The organism is Streptomyces sp. DSM 120436 (assembly GCF_055778765.1).
The window spans coordinates 2,887,948-2,906,874 of record NZ_JBSKBS010000001.1; the positions used below are offsets into that span (position 1 = coordinate 2,887,948).

Below are 18,927 nucleotides of genomic sequence, written 5' to 3' on the forward strand. Positions count from 1 at the left end.
CGGATGCGGCGGGGCGTCAGGCCTTGCGGATCGCCGAGATGTCGAAGGTCAGCTTGATCTTGTCGGAGACCAGCACGCCACCCGTCTCCAGGGCCGCGTTCCAGGTCAGGTTCCACTCGGAGCGAAGGAGTTCGGCCCTGCCCTCGAAGCCGACGCGCTCGTTGCCGAACGGGTCCTTCGCGGCGCCGTTGAACTCCAGGTCGATGGTGATCGGCCTGGTGGTGCCGAGGATGGTCAGGTCGCCGGTGATGCGGTAGTCGTCGCCGCCCAGGGCCTCCGCCTTGGTGGAGCGGAAGGTCATGTCCGGGAACTCGTCGGTCCTGAAGAAGTCCGAGCTCTTCAGGTGACCGTCGCGGTCGGCGTTGCCCGTGTCGATGCTGTCCATCACCACGTCGATCGAGGCGGTCGACCTGCTCGGGTCCGTGCCGTCGAGGTGCAGCTCGCCGGAGAACTCCGAGAAGTGGCCCTTGACGTTGGTGACCATCGCGTGGCGGGCGACGAAGCCGATCGTGGTGTGCGCGGGGTCGAGCGTGTAGTCGCCGGTCAGCGCTGCCAGGTCCGGGCTCACCGCGGAGCCGGCGGCGTTCTTGTCGTCGTCCTTGCGGCCGAAGAGACCCATGGTGTTCCTCCTGGGGGACGGGGAAGATTCAGTTGAATCTTCAACTAACTTGCACGACCCACCGTAGACCCATTCCCTTCAAGTTTCAACATCTTTCGGGAAGGTGCCGTGATCCGTTCGCCCGGACGAAGGGGGGCCGACCGGACCCGGGCCTGACCTAGTCCGGCAGCCGGCGGGCCGGTGCGCCCTGGGTCGCGCCGCGGGTGTGGACGTACAGCGTGCGCCGGTCGCCCACGTCGATCCGCCGGGGGAGCGGCAGTTCGTGACGCACCGGACGCGCGTGGTCGGCGAGCTGCCGGCGCGGGTCGTACACCTGGTTGAACTTCCACAGCATGCGGGCGAAGTTCGTCTGCCCGTGCGCCAGGTTCCGGGCCAGCACCCGCGCCGCCCCGAACGCCGTGCGCAGCCCCAGGTGCTTGCGGTTGATGACCGCCTGGGTGCGCACCAGCTCCTCGTAGAAGCGGTCCAGCGGCAGCGTGGTGGGCACCACCGCGTGCTGGATGTCGAACAGCCGGTAGTCGCGGGTGGTGAGCCGGCGCGACTCGGTGTGCCAGATCTCCGTGCCCGGGTACGGCGTCATCACCGTGAAGTGCACGATCTCCGGCACGGCCGCCGCGAACTCCCGCACCACCCGGAAGCGTTCCTCGTCCCAGGCCGGGTCCACGATCAGGTTGACGGCGACCTTGATGCCCATCCGCCGGGCCGTCTCCAGCGCCTTCAGGTTCTCGTCCGGGCTGACCCGCTTGCGGTACAGGTCGAGCCCCTCGGCGTCGATCGCCTCCATGCCGAGGAACATGTACCGCAGCCCCAGCCGTGCCCAGCGCTCGAACACCTCCGGATGGCGCAGCAGCACGTCCGAGCGGGTCTCCAGGTAGTACCGCTTGCGGATCCGGCGCCGTTCGACCTCCGCCGCGATGGCGTCGCCGTGCTCGGGCCGGATGAACGCCACGTCGTCGACGATGAACACGTTCGGCTCGCGGATCGCCGCGAGGTCGTCCGCCGCCGCTTCCGGGGACGTCTTGCGGTAGCTGCGGCCGTAGAACGTCCACGCGGAGCAGAACGAGCAGTCCCAGGGGCAGCCCCGGGTGAACTCGACCGACGCGCACGGGTCCAGCTCGCCGATGAAGTAGCGGCGCCGGCCGCGCATCAGGTCACGGGCCGGCAGGGGCGTGTCGATGCCGTGCAGCATCAGCGGGGCGGGTCCGCGCCCCGACGCCGTGACGACACCCGGCACCCCGTCCACCCCGCCGTCCCGCACCGCCTCGAGCAGCGGCCCGACGGCGGGCTCGCCCTCGCCCCGCACCACGGCGTCGACGGCGCCGCCCGCCTGCTCGAGGACCTCCTCGGCGACGAACGAGACGCTGTGACCACCGAGGAACACGAAGCACTCCGGCAGTTCCTCCTTCACCCGCTCGGCCAGCCGGATCGCCTCGGGGACGTTCGCCAGGTAGTTCAGCGAGATGCCGAGCGCCTCCGGACGGAACGACCGCACCTCGTCGCGCAGCCGCCGCACGCTCAGCACCTGGAGATCGACCACCCGGACCTCGTGACCCGCCTCGCGGGCGGCGCCGGCCACCCGTTCCAGGCCCAGGGGTTCGAGCCGCAGGAAGATCTCGGAGTACATCAGGGCGCTGGGGTGGACGAGCAGCAGGCGCATCAGGGGACCTCGTCACGGTGCCGGGGAAGGGGAAGAACATCCCTTTCGTAACCCGGCGCGCCCGGGCGCGTACGGTCCATACGCCCGCATGGCCCATCCGGCGGCACACAGGAGTGGCCCCGCCACGCGGCGGGACCGGCCCCGCGACCGCACGGGTCACGGGCGGCGGCACCCGCGGGCGGGCCCCGCCGGGGCCGCCGGGAACGGGCCGCTGCGCTGGCGCGGCCCCCCGGACCGGGGGTGTCCTGGAGGGCGAGGCCCGCAGCGACAGCGCATGGGAGACCGACTCGTGACCACCACCGGCTCCGATTCCACCTACGACCCCCCGGCGGACCCCGCCGCATCCGCCGCGGCCGCGGCACTCGACCGGACCCCGCCCCGCACCGGCCGGCGCGTCGCCCTCGTCACCGGCGCGTCCTCGGGCATCGGCGCGGCCACCGCCCGCCGCTTCGCCGCCGGCGGATGGCACCTGCTGCTCAGCGGACGCGACCGGCGCCGGCTCGAGGAGACCGCCTCCGGCACGTCCGCGGTCCTGCTGCCCGCCGACCTCGCCGCACCGGACGGGGCGAAGATGCTGGCCGAGGCCGCGCTGCGGGAGGCCGGACGGATCGACCTGCTGATCGCCGGGGCGGGCATCGGCTGGGCGGGCCCCTTCCTGACCATGCCGCACACCGACATCGACCGGGTGCTCTTCCTCGACCTCAACGCCACCCTGCACCTGGTCCGCGAGGTGCTGCCCGCGATGGTGGCGGCCGGGAGCGGCCGGGTGGTGCTCGTCGGGTCGGTGGCCGGCGCGGTGGGCGTCCGCGAGGAGGCGGTGTACTCCGCCGCCAAGGCCGGACTGGCCGCGTTCGCCGAGGCGCTCCGGCAGGAGCTGCGCGGCACCGGCGTCGGCGTCACCCTGGTGGTGCCCGGCCCCGTCGAGACCGGCTTCTTCACCCGCCGAGGCCGCCCCTACCACCGCTCCCACCCGCGCCCCACCTCGCCCGGCCGGGTCGCGGCCGCCGTGTGGGACGCGGTCGGCGAGGCCCGCGACGACACCTACATCCCGTCCTGGCTGACCCTCCCGCCGCGCGTCCGCGCCCTCGCCCCCGGCCTCTACCGCCGGCTCCTCGACCGCTTCGGCTGAGGCCGTGTGCGTCCCCGCCCGCACGGGTAGACCCTCCCGTGTCCCCGGCGCGGGGAGGGCAGGGACGTGACACGGCGACCGCCGACGGGGGACCCGTACGACACCCTGCGCCGGCGCTGGGCCGGCCTCGCGCTCGGCACCGGGTACGACCCGGCCGTCGAGCCGTACGCCTCCCGGCTCGCGGAGACGGGCGAGCGCGCCCGCGCCTTCCGGGCCGCGGCGGACCCCGCGCCCGGCCGGCTCTGGCCCGACCTGCCCTTCGACCCGCCGTCCGGCACCACCGCGACCTGCGCACGCCTGTGGACCATGACCCGGGCCTGGGCACAGCCCGGCACCGGCCTCACCGGCGACCCCGGACTCGCCGAGGACGTCCTGCGCGGCCTCGACCACCTCACCGCCACCGTCTGGCACCCCGGCGTCACCCCCCACGGCAACTGGTGGGAGTGGCGGATCGGCACGCCCCGGCTGCTCACCGACCTCCTCGCCGTCCTCCACGAGCGGGCGGGGCCCGGGCGGACCGCCGCCGTCTGCGCGGCCGTCGACCACTTCGTCCCCGAGTCCGCCCTCACCGCGTACACCGGCCGCTCCACCGGCGCCAACCGCGTCGACCTGTGCCGCGTCGTCGCCCTGCGCGGCGTCCTCGGCCGCGACCCGGAGCGGATCGCCCTCGCCCGGGACGCGCTCTCCCCGGTCTTCCGGCACGTCACCGAGGGGGACGGCCTGTACGCCGACGGCTCGTTCGTGCAGCACGGCCGGGTCGCCTACTCGGGGACGTACGGGCAGGTGCTGCTCGACGGGCTGGGGCGGCTGTTCGCACTGCTCGCCGGGTCGCCCTGGGAGATCACCGACCCGGCCCGGCGGCACGTCCTCGACAGCGTCGAGCACGCCTTCGCCCCGCTGATCCACGACGGACTCGTCATGGACGCCGTCAACGGCCGCGCCGTCAGCCGGGGCCGCCTCACCGGCGACGACGAGCACGTCATGCGCTCCGACCACCACCACGGCGGTCTGCTGGCCGCGTCGGTGGCCCTGCTCGCCGAGGGGGCGGACCGCGCGCGGCGCGAGCGGTGGCACGCGCTGGTGAAGGGCTGGATCGCGCGGGACACCGTCTGCGACCTGCTGACCGCCCCTCAGTTCGACGTGGCCGACCTGGCCCGGCTGCGGGCGATCGCCGAAGGACCCACGGCCCCCGCACCCGCACCCGTCGGGCACCGCCTCTTCGCCGCCATGGACCGCGCCGTCCACCGCCGCCCCCGCTTCACCGCGTGCGTCGCCATGGCGAGCGACCGCATCGCCCACTACGAGTGCGGCAACGGCGAGAACCCGCGCGGCTGGCACACCGGCGCCGGAATGGTGTCCTGGTGGGCGGCCGGCCACGGCGACCAGTACACGGACTGGTTCTGGCCCACCGTCGACCCGTACCGCCTCCCCGGCACCACGGTCTCCGTCCAGCGGCTGCCGGACGGCGCGGGCGGCGAGTGGGGCGAACCCGTGCCGGACGTCCGCTGGGTCGGCGGCGCCACCGACGGCACGTACGCGGTCGTGGGCCAGCACCTCAAGGGCCTCGGCTCCACCCTGGAGGCCCGCAAGGCCTGGTTCTGCCTCGCGGACGCGATCGTCTGCCTGGGCGCCGGCATCACCGGCGCCGACGGCGTGCCCGTCGAGACGGTCGTCGACAACCGCAATCTGGGGGAAGCCGGCACGGCCGCCCTCACCCGCGGCCCCGACTGGGCGCACCTGGAGGGGCACGGCGGCTGGATCGTCCTCGACGGCGAGCTGCGCACCCTGCGCGAGGACCGCACCGGAGCCTGGTCCGACATCAACGCCGACGGCATGCCCGAACGCCGTACCCGCCGCTGGCAGACCCTCTGGCTGGACCACGGCACCGACCCCGCCGGCGCCCGCTACGCCTACGTGCTCCTGCCGGGTGCCGCCCGCGACGAAGTGGCCCGCCGCGCCTCCGGCCGGGGGTGGCTGCGCGTCCTGGCCAACGACGCCTCACGGCAGGCCGTCGGCGTCCCCGCGCCGGGTCTCACCGCCGCCGCCTTCTGGCGTCCCGGAAGCGCGGGAGGGCTCACCGTCTCCCGCCCGGCCGCCGTGCTGCTCCGCCGCCGGGGGCGTACCGCTAGGCTCTGCGTGAGCGACCCGACCCGAACGGGCGAACCGGTGGAGATCGAATGGGATCACCCCGTACGGGAGGTGATCGACGCCCCGGACACCGTGGAGATCCTGGCCACCGGCCCCCGGCTGCGGCTGCGCGTCACTCCGGGGGAGGAAGGCGCGACCCACACGTGTGAGGCGACTCTCAGCCGAAGCCGTTTGTGCGACCCCCACAAGCACGAGGGCCTCTGAGCAGTCGGAACGCCTGCACGGCCCCCTGGTTCTGTTCACTGCTACCAGGAAAACACCCGGGACACTGTGAGGAGTCGACGGCTCGCAATCGGCGGCGGGCTTCGTAAGGTCACTACATGACCGTTTTGGATGAGGCGCCGGGCGAGCCGACCGACGCGCGCGGACGCGTGGCCGAACTGCACGAGATCCGTGCCGGGGCACTGGCCGGGCCGAGCGAGAAGGCGACCCGGGCGCAGCACGCCAAGGGGAAGCTGACTGCGCGGGAGCGCATCGAACTGCTGCTGGACGCGGGGTCGTTCCGTGAGGTGGAGCAGTTGCGCCGGCACCGGGCCTCGGGTTTCGGTCTGGAGGAGAAGAAGCCCTACACCGACGGTGTGATCACCGGCTGGGGGACGGTGGAGGGGCGGACGGTCTTCGTCTACGCCCACGACTTCCGGATCTTCGGCGGTGCGCTGGGGGAGGCGCACGCCACGAAGATCCACAAGATCATGGACATGGCCATCGCGGCCGGTGCGCCGCTGGTGTCGCTGAACGACGGTGCGGGCGCCCGGATCCAGGAGGGTGTGTCCGCGCTGGCCGGGTACGGCGGCATCTTCCAGCGCAACACCAGGGCGTCCGGGGTGATCCCGCAGATCAGCGTGATGCTGGGCCCGTGCGCGGGCGGTGCGGCCTACAGTCCGGCCCTGACGGACTTCGTGTTCATGGTCCGTGAGACCTCGCAGATGTTCATCACCGGCCCGGACGTGGTCAAGGCGGTCACCGGTGAGGAGATCACCCAGAACGGCCTGGGCGGCGCCGACGTGCACGCCGAGACCTCGGGTGTGTGTCACTTCGCCTACGACGACGAGGAGACCTGCATCGCCGAGGTGCGCTACCTGTTGTCGCTGCTGCCGCAGAACAACCGGGAGAACCCGCCGCGGGTGGAGGGTTCCGACGCCGCCGACCGGCGCAGCGAGGTGCTGCTGGACCTGGTGCCGGCGGACGGCAACCGCCCGTACGACATGGCGAAGGTGATCGAGGAGATCGTCGACGACGGCGAGTACCTCGAGGTCCACGAGCGGTGGGCGCGCAACATCATCTGCGCGCTGGCGCGGATGGACGGCCAGGTCGTCGGCATCGTCGCCAACCAGCCCCAGGCCCTGGCGGGAGTGCTGGACATCGAGGCCTCGGAGAAGGCCGCCCGCTTCGTGCAGATGTGCGACGCGTTCAACATCCCGATCCTGACCTTCCTGGACGTGCCCGGCTTCCTGCCGGGTGTGGACCAGGAGCACGGCGGCATCATCCGGCACGGCGCGAAGCTGCTGTACGCATACTGCAACGCCACGGTGCCGCGGATCAGCCTGATCCTGCGCAAGGCCTACGGCGGCGCGTACATCGTCATGGACAGCCAGTCCATCGGCGCCGACCTGACCTATGCCTGGCCGACGAACGAGATCGCGGTGATGGGCGCGGAGGGCGCGGCGAACGTGATCTTCCGCCGGCAGATCGCCGAGGCCGAGGATCCCGAGGCCATGCGGGCGCGCATGGTCAAGGAGTACAAGGCCGAGCTGATGCACCCCTACTACGCGGCCGAGCGCGGGCTGGTCGACGACGTGATCGACCCGGCCGAGACCCGCGAGGTGCTGATCCGTTCGCTGGCGATGCTCCAGACCAAACACGCCGACCTGCCCTCCCGCAAGCACGGCAACCCGCCCCAGTAACTGGGAGAACAGACGATGACGACACCTGACATCCGCGTCGAGAAGGGCCACGCCGAGCCCGAAGAAGTCGCCGCGATCACGGCGATCCTGATGGCCCGCGCGGCGACGCCGCAGACCGCTCCGGCCCACCGGGGCCGCGCCCGGGCCGGCTGGCGCCGCCTGGAACGCGAGAACGGCTTCCGAGCCCCCCACAGCTGGCGCTGACCCCGAAGGGCCCCTCCTGGGAAAGGAGGGGCTTTTCTGCAACCCCTCAGGGGCGCGGGGAACTGCGCGAACGACCACCCACGACCCGGACCGGCGTGCGGCAGGAGGCCGCCCCCATGCGGCGCGCGGGGGTGACAACCCCCTCAGGGGCGCGGGGAACTGCGCGAACGACCACCCACGACCCGGACCGGCGTGCGGCAGGAGGCCGCCCCCATGCGGCGCGCGGGGGTGACAACCCCCTCAGGGGCGCGGGGAACTGCGCGAACGACCACCCACGACCCGCACCCGGCGTCACAACAGAACCGCGCACCCCGCTGCCCGTACCCACAGAAACAGCCCCCGCGGCTGAAAAGCTGCGGGGGCTGTTCTCGCGCGAGGGGCGTCCTCAGCGCAGGCGCGCCATCAACGCATGCTCCACGAGCGTGATGAGCGTCGACTTGGCGTCCGCCCGATGCCGCGCGTCCGTCGTGATGATCGGCGTGTCGGGCCCGATCTGGAGAGCCTCCCGGACCTCGTCCGGGGAGTACGGCTGCTGTCCGTCGAAGCCGTTGAGGGCGATGACGAAGGGCAGGCCGCTGTTCTCGAAGTAGTCGACCGCGGGGAAGCAGTCGGCGAGGCGCCGTGTGTCGACGAGGACGACCGCGCCGATGGCGCCGCGCACCAGGTCGTCCCACATGAACCAGAAGCGGTCCTGGCCGGGCGTACCGAAGAGGTACAGGATCAGGTCCTGGTCCAGGGTGATGCGGCCGAAGTCCATGGCCACCGTGGTGGTGGTCTTGTCCCCGGTGTGGGTGAGGTCGTCGATGCCTGCCGAAGCAGACGTCATGACGGCCTCCGTGCGCAGCGGGTTGATCTCCGAAACGGCCCCGACGAACGTGGTCTTGCCCACGCCGAAGCCACCCGCCACCACGATCTTCGCCGAGGTGGTGGAGCGGGAAGGACCGCCGCTAGAGCTTGCGAAGTCCACTGAGCACCCTTTCGAGCAGTGTCACGTCTGGCTGGCCGCCGGCGCTCTCGTCGCCGCCGGGCTGATGGATGGCGACCAGTCCCGCCTCCGCCAAGTCGGCGACGAGGATCCTGGCCACGCCGAGAGGGATGGTCAGCAGGGCCGAGATCTCGGCCACCGACTTGATTTCCCGGCAGAGGTTGCAGATCCGCTGATGCTCGGGCAACTGGCCCTGCATCTGGTGCGGCTGCGCGGTGGTGTGCACCAGCGCCTCGATGGCGAGCTGGTACCGCGGCCTGGTGCGGCCGCCCGTCATCGCGTACGGGCGCACCAGGGGATTGTTCGCTGCCCCGGAGGGCGCCGGCTCGGGTGCCCGGCGCTGCGGCTGCACGGGCTGGACGCGCGGGCTCTGCGGCTGGTCGTACGGCGAGGGGCCGGGGCCCTGGGGCGCGTACGGCTGCTGAGGCGTGGAGGGGTAACCGTAGCGGTTCTGGGAACCGTCGTTCTGACCCTGGGCAGGGCCGTACGACCAGTTGCCCGCCGATGAACCGTCTGGGGGTGTTGCCACTTTCTCCTCCTCCGACTGTGCCTGGCACCCATCATGGTGGAGCCGCGTCCCGAAACCTTACGGCCCCGGGACGCCATAGCGCACCGTCCGTTTGTCAGTTGAGAAGGCTCCCCTGGAGCTCCGCTCGAAGGTCCGGCGTGAGGACCGTACCCGCTCGGTCGACCAGAAGGGCCATCTCGTAACCGACGAGACCGATGTCCGCCTCGGGATGTGCGAGAACCGCGAGCGACGAACCGTCGGAAATGGACATGATGAAGAGGAATCCCCGCTCCATCTCCACAACCGTCTGGTTCACACTGCCGCCCTCGAAGATCCGAGAGGCGCCGGCCGTGAGAGAGGTCAGACCGGAGGCGACGGCCGCGAGCTGGTCGGCGCGGTCGCGGGGGAAGCCTTCGGACATCGCCAGAAGGAGTCCGTCGGCGGAGACCACCACCGTGTGGGACACCCCGGGGGTGTTGTCCACGAAGTTGGTGATCAACCAGTTCAGGTTCTGTGCCGCCTGGCTCATCGGGCTCACACTAACGCTCCTGGTCGTAGGTGCTGTCAGGACCGAAGCCCTGGCCGTTCGTTTCACTGCCTGCGGTGCGGCCTCTTTGGACACCGCGCCGCAGGTTGCTCAGCCTGCCCCGGACGTCCTCCGGGGCACGGGAGACCTGTGGGCCTCCCTGGGGGGTCGTTTCGGCGGCTCCCTGGACCAGGTTGGCCTTCGGGACCCTCCGTGGCAGGCCGGAGGAGGTCACTCCGCCCGCCTTGGGCTTCCGGAGCTGCGAGGCCTGCTGCCAGCGCTCGTCGTTCGCCGAGCGCCAGTCGCCGTCGCCGTTGCTCTCCGGAGTGGTGGCCGGCGGCTCCTGGTCCCCGCGGCCCGCGCCGTTCGCGGTGGCCCCGCGGCGCGGAAGCCCGGCGTCGGTGAGCTCGTGGGCCTCGGGAGAAGCCGGTACCGGACGGTCGAAGCCTACGCTGTCCGGCTCACGCGCGTCAGCGGCCTGCGAGGATTCCCCCTCCGGGGTCTGTGCAGGGTACTGGTCCTGGTAGCCGTTGTGGTAGCCGTCCTGCTGCGGCCAGTCGTCGTCCTGACGCCGCTCGCCGAAGGCCGGGAAGGATCCCGTGGCGCCCGCGGGCGCCTGGCCGTTCTGGCCCGGCTCGGCGTAGGAGCCGTTCTGGTAGCCGCCGTTCTGCGGGAAACCGGTGTTCTGCGGGTAGCCGTCGCCCTGCGGCAGGGTGCCGTTCGGCGCGTAGTAGCCGTCGCCGTACGTCTGCTGCTGCTGGTCGTCGTAGCCGCCCTGCCGGCCGTCGTCGTACGCCTGCTGGTCGTACCCGCCGCCCTGCTGGTCCTGGTAGCCGTCGTAGCCCTGACCGTTGTCGTAGCCCTGCTGCTGCGCGGCGAACTCGTCCTGGTAGCCGCCCTCGGCGCTCTCCCGGGCGTCCCCGGCGGCCGGCTCGCCCTGCTGCGGCTGCGACTCCAGGGCCGCACGGCGCCCCTCACGCATCAGGGACCGGCCGACCGGGTCCAGCTCGCGGATGTCGTCGGGGACGTCCGCGTAGCGGCTGTCGTCGAAGCCCAGCTCCGCGGCGGTGCGCATCGGCTGGCCGAAGCCCTCACCCGGGACGTTCTGCTCCGGGATGATCTGCGAGACCGTGAACTCGTCCTGGGCCGGCGCCCCCTCGCCGCCACCGCCGTGGGTGATGGCGTCCGGCAGCATGACCAGCGAGGTGGTGCCGGCCTGCTCGCCCGAGGGACGGAGCTGGACGCGGATGCCGTGCCGGTCGGACAGCCGGCCGACCACGAACAGACCCATGCGCTGCGAGATCGCGGCGTCCACGGTCGGCGGGTTGGCCAGCTTGTGGTTGATGTCCGCGAAGTCCTCGGCGGTGAGGCCGATGCCCTTGTCGTGGATCTCGATCATGATGCGGCCGTCGGGCAGACGGGTCGCGGTGACGCGCACCTTCGTCTGCGGCGAGGAGAACGTGGTGGCGTTCTCCAGCAGCTCGGCGAGCAGGTGCACGAGGTCGGTGACCGCGCGGCCGTGGATCTCGGCCTCCGGCACGCCGGACAGCTCGATGCGCTCGTACTGCTCCACCTCGGAGGAGGCGGCGCGCAGCACGTCGACCAGCGGGACCGGCTGGTCCCAGCGGCGGCCCGGCTCCTCGCCGGCGAGGACCAGGAGGTTCTCGCCGTTGCGGCGCATGCGGGTCGCGAGGTGGTCCAGCTTGAAGAGGTTCTCCAGCTGGTCCGGGTCGGCCTCGTTGTTCTCCAGGTCGGTGATCAGGGTCAGCTGGCCCTCGATCAGCGACTGGTTGCGGCGCGACAGGTTGGTGAAGATCGCGTTGATGTTGCCCCGCAGCAGGGCCTGCTCGGCGGCGAGCCGGACGGCCTCGCGGTGGACCTGGTCGAAGGCGCGCGCGACCTCGCCGATCTCGTCCGTGGAGTTGATCGGGATGGGCGTGACGTTGGTGTCCACCCGGCCGGGGTCGGTCCGGGAGAGCTGGTCGACCAGCATCGGCAGGCGCTGCTCGGCGATGCCGAAGGCGGCGTTGCGCAGCTGGCGCATGGACTGGCTCATCTGGCGGGCCACCAGGCCGGCCAGGATGAACGCGGCGAGCAGCGCGAGGACGACGGCGGCGCCGACGACGAGGGCGTTCCGCTGGGCGTCGGAGGCGATCTGCGCGGCCTCGTCCACCGCGGTGTTCGCGAGGTCGGACTCGATCTCGCGGTAGCCGTCGAACTTGAGGGTGTTCATCGCCCACCAGTTCTCGGGCGTGATGCCCTGGGCGGCGAGGTCCTCACGGGCGGACTCGTCCGTGGTGGACAGCCGGCCCAGCTCGGAGATCATCGTCTCCGGCTTGGCGGGCGGCGGGACGTAGTCCGGGTCGGCCTGCGCGGCGTCCTTGGCCATGGCGGCGCCCTCGGCCTGGACGCGCGCGGTGATCTTTTCCAGCTTGGTGTTGTCCGCCTCGGTGCCGCCGCCCTTGTACTCCTCGAGGGCGATGCCCTCGAGGTAGGCGTACGACAGGAAGGCCACGCGCTGGCTGGCGAGCTGGCTGTCGGTCGGGCCCGGCTTCACCAGCAGGTGCATGCCGATGGCGCGCTCCAGCGACAGGGCGGACTTGGTCAGCGAGATCGCGTAGACCGTGCGGCCGTAGCTGGTGATGTTGCCGGCGCCGAGGTTGAGCTCGTTGGCGATCTCCATCAGGGGGTGGGCGACGGCGACGTAGCCCTCCTCCGTCTCCACGCCCTTGAGCTTGGAGGTGTAGGCGGCGGCGCGCAGCGCGGACAGCTTGGGCTCGGCCTCGCGGACGAGCTTCATCCGGCGCTCCAGACCGGGCTTGGCCGGCATGTTCCGCGCGGCCTCGTCGAAGGCGTCGGCGGCCTTGTCGGTCGCCTCGCGCGCCTTGGTGACGTCCGGGTCGCCCTGGCCCTTGCCGGTCAGCAGCGGCACGGCGCTGACGTCGCGCTCGTTGTAGAGGGCGTTGGCGTACGTGAGGGAGGCCCGCACCAGGCGGGCGGTGTTCTCGGCGTCCTGCGCCTCGGTCCACGTGTCGATCGAGCTCTTCACCTGGAAGCCGCCCATGACGAGGCCGACCAGCACGGGTATGAGCAGGATCGCGTTGAGCTTGGTGGTCACGCGCCAGTTCCGCGGGGACGTGCGTCCCCCGCCCTGAGCGGGCGCGGCCTTCGACTCGGGACCGGGCACGGGGGCGGGCGCCGCTGTGCGCGGCGGCGGCGTGAAGTTGCCCCGGGCCGACGGCTCGGGACTGTTCTTGCTTCGCCTCACTCGACCAACAACCTCTCGGCGGTCGGCACCTTCGTCGTGCCGCAGTGTCTCAGAGCCCGGCATGCCATCGACTACTGAGTACGTCTTTGACCCATGGGCGGTTCAGGCATTCCAGCATGCCGACCAGCGCTCATCCAAACATGGAAAGGCGAGGATCCCGAGTGATGTAAGTCCCAGATAAAACGGTCATAAAGAGCGAGCACCGTCAAAAGGCGAGGCCTTCATGCGCACAGCGATATCGCGCGACCGCGTCGCGTGTCGGCCTCACCCGATTCCTCTGCCGAAACGTTATGAACACCGGGGCCGGCCGTGTCCAAGGACACAGCCGACCCCGGTGGAGCTACGACAACTGCAGTATGCCGCCTTCGACTTGGCTCTACCTGAGTCGCGCCATGAGGGCATGTTCGACCAGGGTGATCAGCGCGCTCTTGGCATCCGCGCGGTGGCGGGCGTCCGTCGTGATGATCGGGGCGTCGGACCCGATCTGCAGGGCCTCGCGCACTTCCTCCGGCGTGTACGGCTGCTGTCCGTCGAAGCCGTTGAGGGCGATGACGAAGGGCAGGCCGCTGTTCTCGAAGTAGTCGACCGCGGGGAAGCAGTCGGCGAGGCGCCGTGTGTCGACGAGGACGACCGCGCCGATGGCGCCGCGCACCAGGTCGTCCCACATGAACCAGAAGCGGTCCTGGCCGGGCGTACCGAAGAGGTACAGGATCAGGTCCTGGTCCAGGGTGATGCGGCCGAAGTCCATGGCCACCGTGGTGGTGGTCTTGTCCCCGGTGTGGGTGAGGTCGTCGATGCCTGCCGAAGCAGACGTCATGACGGCCTCCGTGCGCAGCGGGTTGATCTCCGAAACGGCCCCGACGAACGTGGTCTTGCCCACGCCGAAGCCACCCGCCACCACGATCTTCGCCGAGGTGGTCGAACGGCTCTCGGAGACCGTCCCGCCGCTAGAGCTTGCGAAGTCCACTGAGCACCCTTTCGAGCAGTGTCACGTCCGGGGCGCCTGTCGCCTCGTCGCCGCCCGGCTGGTGTACGGCGACGAGTCCCGCCTCCGCCAGGTCCGCCACCAGGATCCGGGCGACGCCCAGCGGCATGTTGAGCAGCGCCGAGACCTCGGCGACCGACTTCACCTCTCGGCACAGGTGGCAGATGCGCTGGTGCTCGGGGAGGAGCCCCATGAGCGCTGCCGGGTCGGCCGTCGTACTGATCAGTGCCTCGATGGCCAGCTGGTAGCGCGGCCTGGTCCGGCCACCGGTCATCGCATAGGGACGGACCAGTGGCTGGTCGCCCTCGTCCTCGTACGGCTCCGCGTACGGATCATGAGAGGCGGTGGGCGGGGTCATGGATCCTCCGGGCGGGACAGCAAGCGGTCGGTCAAGCCGTCGGAAGGGGCCGGTGGGGGGAATTGTGACGGCCGGACGGTTTTTTGGTGAGACGGGTGGTGCCGGGGCCGGTCAGTGGAGCAGACTTCCCTGCAGTTCGGCGCGCAGGTCCGGAGTGAGGACCGCCCCCGCGCGGTCGACCAGGAGCGCCATCTCGTAGCCGACGAGGCCGATGTCGCACTCGGGGTGCGCGAGCACGGCGAGGGACGAGCCGTCGGAGACGGACATCAGGAAGAGGAATCCCCGCTCCATCTCGACGACCGTCTGAGCGACGTTGCCGCCCTCGAAGATCCGTGAGGCGCCGGCCGTCAGGGAGGTCAGCCCCGAGGCGACGGCCGCGAGCTGGTCCGCGCGGTCGCGCGGAAAGCCCTCGGAGAGCGCCAGGAGGAGACCGTCGGCGGACACGACGACGGTGTGGGACACCCCGGGGGTGTTGTCCACGAAGTTGGTGATCAACCAGTTGAGGTTCTGTGCCGCCTGGCTCATCGGGCTCAACTAACGCTCCTGCTGGTGAGTGGGCCGCGGGAAGCTGCCGGTCTGTGCGGACCCGGCCTGACGACCCTGTGCGATACCCCGACGGAGATTGGTCAGCCGGCCGCGCACGTCATCGGGGGCGCGCGAGACCTGAGGACCGCTCTGGTGGGACTGCTGCTGAGCCGTGCCCGGGACGAGGTTCGCCTTGGGCACCCGGCGCGGCAGGCCGGAGGTGGTGACGCCGCCCGCGGCCGGCTTGCGGACGCGTTCGGCCTGCTTGACGAGCTCGTCGTTGGGCGAGCTGCGCCAGGCGGCGTTGGACCGCTGCGAGCCGGTCGGGCTCTGCGGTTGCGGGGACCGCTGCTGGGGCTGCTGCTGCGGCGCCGGGGCGGGGGCGGGGCCGTTGCCCTGCTGCTCCTGCGCACCGCCGTTGCCGCCGCGGAACCAGTTGGTCTCCAGCGTGTCGTACAGCGGCGTACGGCCGTCGCCCGGACCGGTGGCCGGGGGCAGCGCCCACTGGTCGGACGGCTGGCGCTGCTCCTGCTGCGGCTGCGGGGCCTGCGGACGCGGGGCGGCGGAACCGCCGCCGTGCGCGCCGTTCACCCGCGGGCGCTCGAACTGGCCCGTGGCGGACGGGTCGCCGGCGCGGTCGGGCAGGGCGTAGTGGCCGGTCGCGCCGTTGTCCTGGCCCGGGGCCTGGTACTGGCCGGCCGGGCCGTTGTCGTAACCCTGCACGGCGGGGAACTGGCCCGTGGGGGCCGGGTTCTGCGCGCCGGACCGGCCGTCCTGCGGGGCGCCGAAGACGTCGCCGCGGGCGAACTGCCCCGGGGACTGGGAGCCGTTCGCACCGGGCCGGGCGTACTGACCGGTGTCCGGGCCGGGCGCGCCGGGCGCGTTCTGCTGCTGCTCGTCGAACCGCGGGAACTCCGCCGTCGCGCCGGGACCCTGACGGTCGTCGAAGCGCGGCATCGCGGCGGTCCGGGAGACGTCCGGCTCCTCGTGGCCGCGCGGGGCGTCCATCGGGGCGCGCGGCGCCGGCGGCCGGGCGTTGTCGTCGCTCCAGCTCGGCGTGCGCTGCTGCTGGTCGCCGCCGGGCAGTTCCGGACGGGCGCCGTCACGCGGCGGGAGCTGGGGACGGCGGCCGCGCTCGGCGGGGGCGTCGCCCCGCTGCGGCGGCACCTGACCGCGACCGCCGAAGGGGTCCTGGCCCTGGTTCCCGCCCGGCCCCGCGGCCTGCGGGGCGTTCGGGCCCTGCTGCTGCCCGAAGCCGGCGCCCGCCGGAGCGGGGCGGCCCTGCGGGGGAGCGGAGGGAGCGCCCTGGTCGAACAGCGAGGGCGGCTGGTTGCCCGAGGGGCCCTGCGGTCCCCGGCCGGGCAGCGCGGTCCGCGGGCCCTGACCGGCCCCGAGGCGCCCGCCGGGCGCACCCGCGCCGAGCGCACCCCCGCCGGACTGGCCGGCCCCGGCGGAGCGCCGCGCGGCGGCGGCGCCCGCGGCGGCCTGCGCGGCGGCCGGACCACCGGCGCCCACGCCCGGCTGACCGGGCTTGCCCTGCGGCTTCTTGCCGCCCTGGGCGACGTCGACGGGCAGCATGACCAGCGCGGTCGTACCGCCGGAGTCGGACGGGCGGAGCTGGATCCGGATGCCGTGGCGCTGCGACAGGCGGCCGACCACGAACAGACCCATGCGGCGGGAGACGGAGACGTCCACGGTGGGCGGCGAGGCGAGCCGCTCGTTGATCGCCGCGAGGTCCTCGGGGGACAGACCGATGCCGGTGTCGTGGATCTCGATCAGCACCCGGCCGTCGGGCAGGGCGTGACCGGTGACCTTGACCTTGGTCTGCGGGGAGGAGAACGAGGTCGCGTTCTCCAGCAGCTCGGCGAGCAGGTGCACGAGGTCGTTGACGACCCGGCCGGCCACTTCGGTGGTCGGCACCGAGGACAACTCGATGCGCTCGTACTGCTCCACCTCGGAGGCGGCGGCGCGGAGCACGTCGACCAGGGGGACCGGGCGGGTCCACCGGCGGCCGGGCTCCTCACCCGCGAGGACGAGGAGGTTCTCACCGTTACGGCGCATGCGCGTGGCGAGGTGGTCCAGCTTGAACAGCGAGGAGAGCTGGTCCGGGTCGGCCTCGCGGGACTCCAGCTCGGAGATGAGCGAGAGCTGGCGCTGGATCAGACCCTGGGAGCGGCGCGAGAGGTTGGTGAACATCGCGTTGACGTTGCCCCGCAGCAGGGCCTGCTCGGCGGCGAGGCGGACCGCCTCGCGGTGCACGTCGTCGAAGGCCGCGGCCACACGGCCGATCTCGTCCCGGGAGTGCACACCGACCGACTCGACGGTGGTGTCGACGTCCTGCGGGTCCGTCTCGGAGAGCTGCTTGACCAGGTCGGGCAGGCGTTCCTGGGCGACCCTGGTCGCGGTGTCCTCCAGGCGGCGCAGCGACCGGATCATGGACCGGGCCACGACGAAGGCGCCGACCAGGGACACGCCGAGCACGATGAGGATCAGCGCACCGGAGATGATCGCGTCGCGCTCGGTGGCGCTGCGCAGCTCACGGGCCTTCTGTTCCATCTCCTCGAGCAGCGAGTGCTCGATGTTCTTCATCTGCTGGATCTTGGTGGAGCTGTCGTCCAGCCAGTCGCGGTAGGAGCGCGCGCCCACCGACTGCAGACCGAACTCGGAGGCCAGTGCGCGGCCGGCGTACGCGTCGGTCGCCTCGATCGTGGTGTTGCCCTCTTCGATGGGCAGCAGCAGGTCGGCGGCGGCGTCCTCGCCGTAGATGCTCTTGAAGACGCGGAGCTCGGACTTCTGGCTCTCCAGGGACGACTGCGCGTAGAGCCGGTCGTTCTCGGTGAGCTTGCCCTTGGTGGTGTTGCTGGCGGGCAGCGCCGCGGCCAGGACGGCGCGCTGGATCGACGCGTACTCCTTGGCGGAGGAGAAGGACGCCAGGGCACGCGTGCGCTGGATCATGTCGGGGTTGCTGGTCGCCTCCGCCATGTCCTGCGAGAGGTCGATCAGGTTCTCGATCAGGCGGTGGTAGCCCTCGACGGTCTGCGTGGAGTTGTTCTCCTGCTGGAACGCCGTGTTGCGGATCTTGGCGAGCTCGCTCAGGTCGCCGGCGAGCTGGACCAGGTTGTCGCGGACGCCCTTGAGGTTGCCGTCCTTGCTCGCCGCGTCGATCTCCTCGGAGCTGTCGAGGAAGTTCGACATCGCGCGGTCGGTCTTCTCGCGGTAGCCCTTGACCGAGAAGTCCGTGCCCTTGCCGCCGTGCGCCAGCGGACCGGCCGACTGGTCGCGCTCCTCCTGGAGCGCGTGGGCCAGTTCGGTGGCCTGCTTGGTCATGTCCGTCAGCAGCTTCATGTTGTCGAGCTGCTGGATGTCGTCCATCGACTGCTGGATGCGCAGCGCGCCGAGCGAGGTGGCCGCGACCACCGGCAGCGCGAGCAGCGACACCAGGCGGGTCGAGATCCGCCAGTTGCGCAGGGCTATGCGCGAGCCCGGGCCGACCGGACCGGCGGGGGCGACCGGCGGCGTGGTCGGGGGTGTGGACGGCGTGCCCGCACCGGGGCGCTCGCCGCCGTGGTCGCCGGGCGGGGTCGGCCCCTGGCTCTGGGCGTGCTGGGGCGAGGAGCTGACGGCCTTGGGGCCAGTCCCGCCCTGCGGCTCCGGCTCCGCCGAAGCGCTGCCATCCCTCTTGAAACGTCCCTGCACTAGCGTCGCAACCTCTGAACCAGGCGCCCCTCCGCGTGAACGGGGAGGCACGGTGTCGGCGTCCTGGGGGCGCCCTGAATACGCCCCCGTGGTGGTCGTGATGGTCCGGCGCCGGTTCCCCCATCTCGCCGCCGCTCGGCGCGTGGTCGCGCCCCCTGTGCGCCGGCTCGATCCCTGCGGCGGTCCGTGAGATTCCAGCACAGTGCAGGATCTCCAACAAGGCCCGTGGGCCTACCCGTGACATACATGACACCGCGTGTCCAGCGGGTCACCAGTCGTAGAACGAGATCTTGACGATTTCGGGCATACCATCCCGGACCGGCAGGGCCGGACCGGTGTCCCAGTCGGCACGATCAGGAGCGGAATGGTGGCTTCAGGGGCTCAATGTCCGATTCCGGTCGCCGGTGCACGCGTG

14 protein-coding genes are annotated in these 18,927 nt (G+C 71.9%); 4 read left to right on the forward strand and 10 right to left on the reverse strand.

The genetic code is table 11. The annotated features are described in order from the left end of the window. Nucleotides 1-16 precede the first annotated feature (16 nt). Nucleotides 17-619 carry a YceI family protein gene (locus tag ACWH4W_RS13175; RefSeq protein WP_473075929.1) on the reverse strand — a complete coding sequence of 201 codons (603 nt, stop codon included), beginning with the start codon at nucleotides 617-619 and terminating at the stop codon, nucleotides 17-19. 157 nt (nucleotides 620-776) lie between these two features. Beyond that, entirely contained in the window at nucleotides 777-2,276 is a 1,500-nt protein-coding gene (gene hpnR, locus ACWH4W_RS13180; protein WP_473075930.1) for a hopanoid C-3 methylase HpnR, read from the reverse strand. Between the two features lie 289 nt (nucleotides 2,277-2,565). Between hpnR and ACWH4W_RS13185 the strand changes: the two genes are divergently transcribed. The 4 genes from ACWH4W_RS13185 to ACWH4W_RS13200 all read left to right on the forward strand — a co-directional run bounded on the left by ACWH4W_RS13185 (nucleotide 2,566) and on the right by ACWH4W_RS13200 (nucleotide 7,661). Next, nucleotides 2,566-3,405: an SDR family NAD(P)-dependent oxidoreductase gene (locus tag ACWH4W_RS13185; protein ID WP_473077488.1), complete on the forward strand. Its 840-nt coding sequence runs from the start codon at nucleotides 2,566-2,568 to the stop codon at nucleotides 3,403-3,405. A gap of 66 nt (nucleotides 3,406-3,471) precedes the next feature. Further along, nucleotides 3,472-5,757 (forward strand): polysaccharide lyase 8 family protein, encoded by a 2,286-nt coding sequence (locus ACWH4W_RS13190; protein WP_473075931.1) that lies wholly within the window; start codon nucleotides 3,472-3,474, stop codon nucleotides 5,755-5,757. A 116-nt stretch (nucleotides 5,758-5,873) separates the two neighbouring features. Beyond that, on the forward strand, nucleotides 5,874-7,457 hold the full coding sequence (locus ACWH4W_RS13195) for an acyl-CoA carboxylase subunit beta (protein WP_473075932.1): 1,584 nt from the start codon (nucleotides 5,874-5,876) through the stop codon (nucleotides 7,455-7,457). A gap of 15 nt (nucleotides 7,458-7,472) precedes the next feature. Then, nucleotides 7,473-7,661, forward strand: coding sequence for an acyl-CoA carboxylase subunit epsilon (locus tag ACWH4W_RS13200; RefSeq protein ID WP_106412278.1), 189 nt, complete (start codon nucleotides 7,473-7,475; stop codon nucleotides 7,659-7,661). A 385-nt stretch (nucleotides 7,662-8,046) separates the two neighbouring features. On the opposite strand, the gene ACWH4W_RS13205 is transcribed toward ACWH4W_RS13200, so the two are convergent. From ACWH4W_RS13205 to ACWH4W_RS13240, 8 genes are all read right to left on the reverse strand, one after another. After that, nucleotides 8,047-8,628, reverse strand: a complete 582-nt coding sequence (locus tag ACWH4W_RS13205) for a GTP-binding protein (protein ID WP_044384251.1) — start codon at nucleotides 8,626-8,628, stop codon at nucleotides 8,047-8,049. After that, on the reverse strand, nucleotides 8,609-9,175 hold the full coding sequence (locus ACWH4W_RS13210) for a DUF742 domain-containing protein (RefSeq protein WP_473075933.1): 567 nt from the start codon (nucleotides 9,173-9,175) through the stop codon (nucleotides 8,609-8,611). The genes ACWH4W_RS13205 and ACWH4W_RS13210 overlap by 20 nt, the downstream gene beginning before the upstream one ends. A gap of 94 nt (nucleotides 9,176-9,269) precedes the next feature. Next, complete coding sequence (locus tag ACWH4W_RS13215) at nucleotides 9,270-9,683, reverse strand: roadblock/LC7 domain-containing protein (protein ID WP_033321188.1); 414 nt, start codon at nucleotides 9,681-9,683, stop codon at nucleotides 9,270-9,272. A 10-nt stretch (nucleotides 9,684-9,693) separates the two neighbouring features. Beyond that, entirely contained in the window at nucleotides 9,694-12,948 is a 3,255-nt protein-coding gene (locus ACWH4W_RS13220) for a sensor histidine kinase (RefSeq protein ID WP_473075934.1), read from the reverse strand. 376 nt (nucleotides 12,949-13,324) lie between these two features. Beyond that, entirely contained in the window at nucleotides 13,325-13,915 is a 591-nt protein-coding gene (locus ACWH4W_RS13225) for a GTP-binding protein (RefSeq protein ID WP_473075935.1), read from the reverse strand. Then, nucleotides 13,896-14,291 carry a DUF742 domain-containing protein gene (locus tag ACWH4W_RS13230; protein ID WP_006130593.1) on the reverse strand — a complete coding sequence of 132 codons (396 nt, stop codon included), beginning with the start codon at nucleotides 14,289-14,291 and terminating at the stop codon, nucleotides 13,896-13,898. Before ACWH4W_RS13230 ends, ACWH4W_RS13225 begins: the two co-directional genes overlap by 20 nt. Before the next feature lie 111 nt (nucleotides 14,292-14,402). Beyond that, on the reverse strand, nucleotides 14,403-14,816 hold the full coding sequence (locus ACWH4W_RS13235; protein ID WP_004983056.1) for a roadblock/LC7 domain-containing protein: 414 nt from the start codon (nucleotides 14,814-14,816) through the stop codon (nucleotides 14,403-14,405). 9 nt (nucleotides 14,817-14,825) lie between these two features. Then, entirely contained in the window at nucleotides 14,826-18,512 is a 3,687-nt protein-coding gene (locus tag ACWH4W_RS13240; protein ID WP_473075936.1) for a sensor histidine kinase, read from the reverse strand. Nucleotides 18,513-18,927 lie beyond the last annotated feature (415 nt).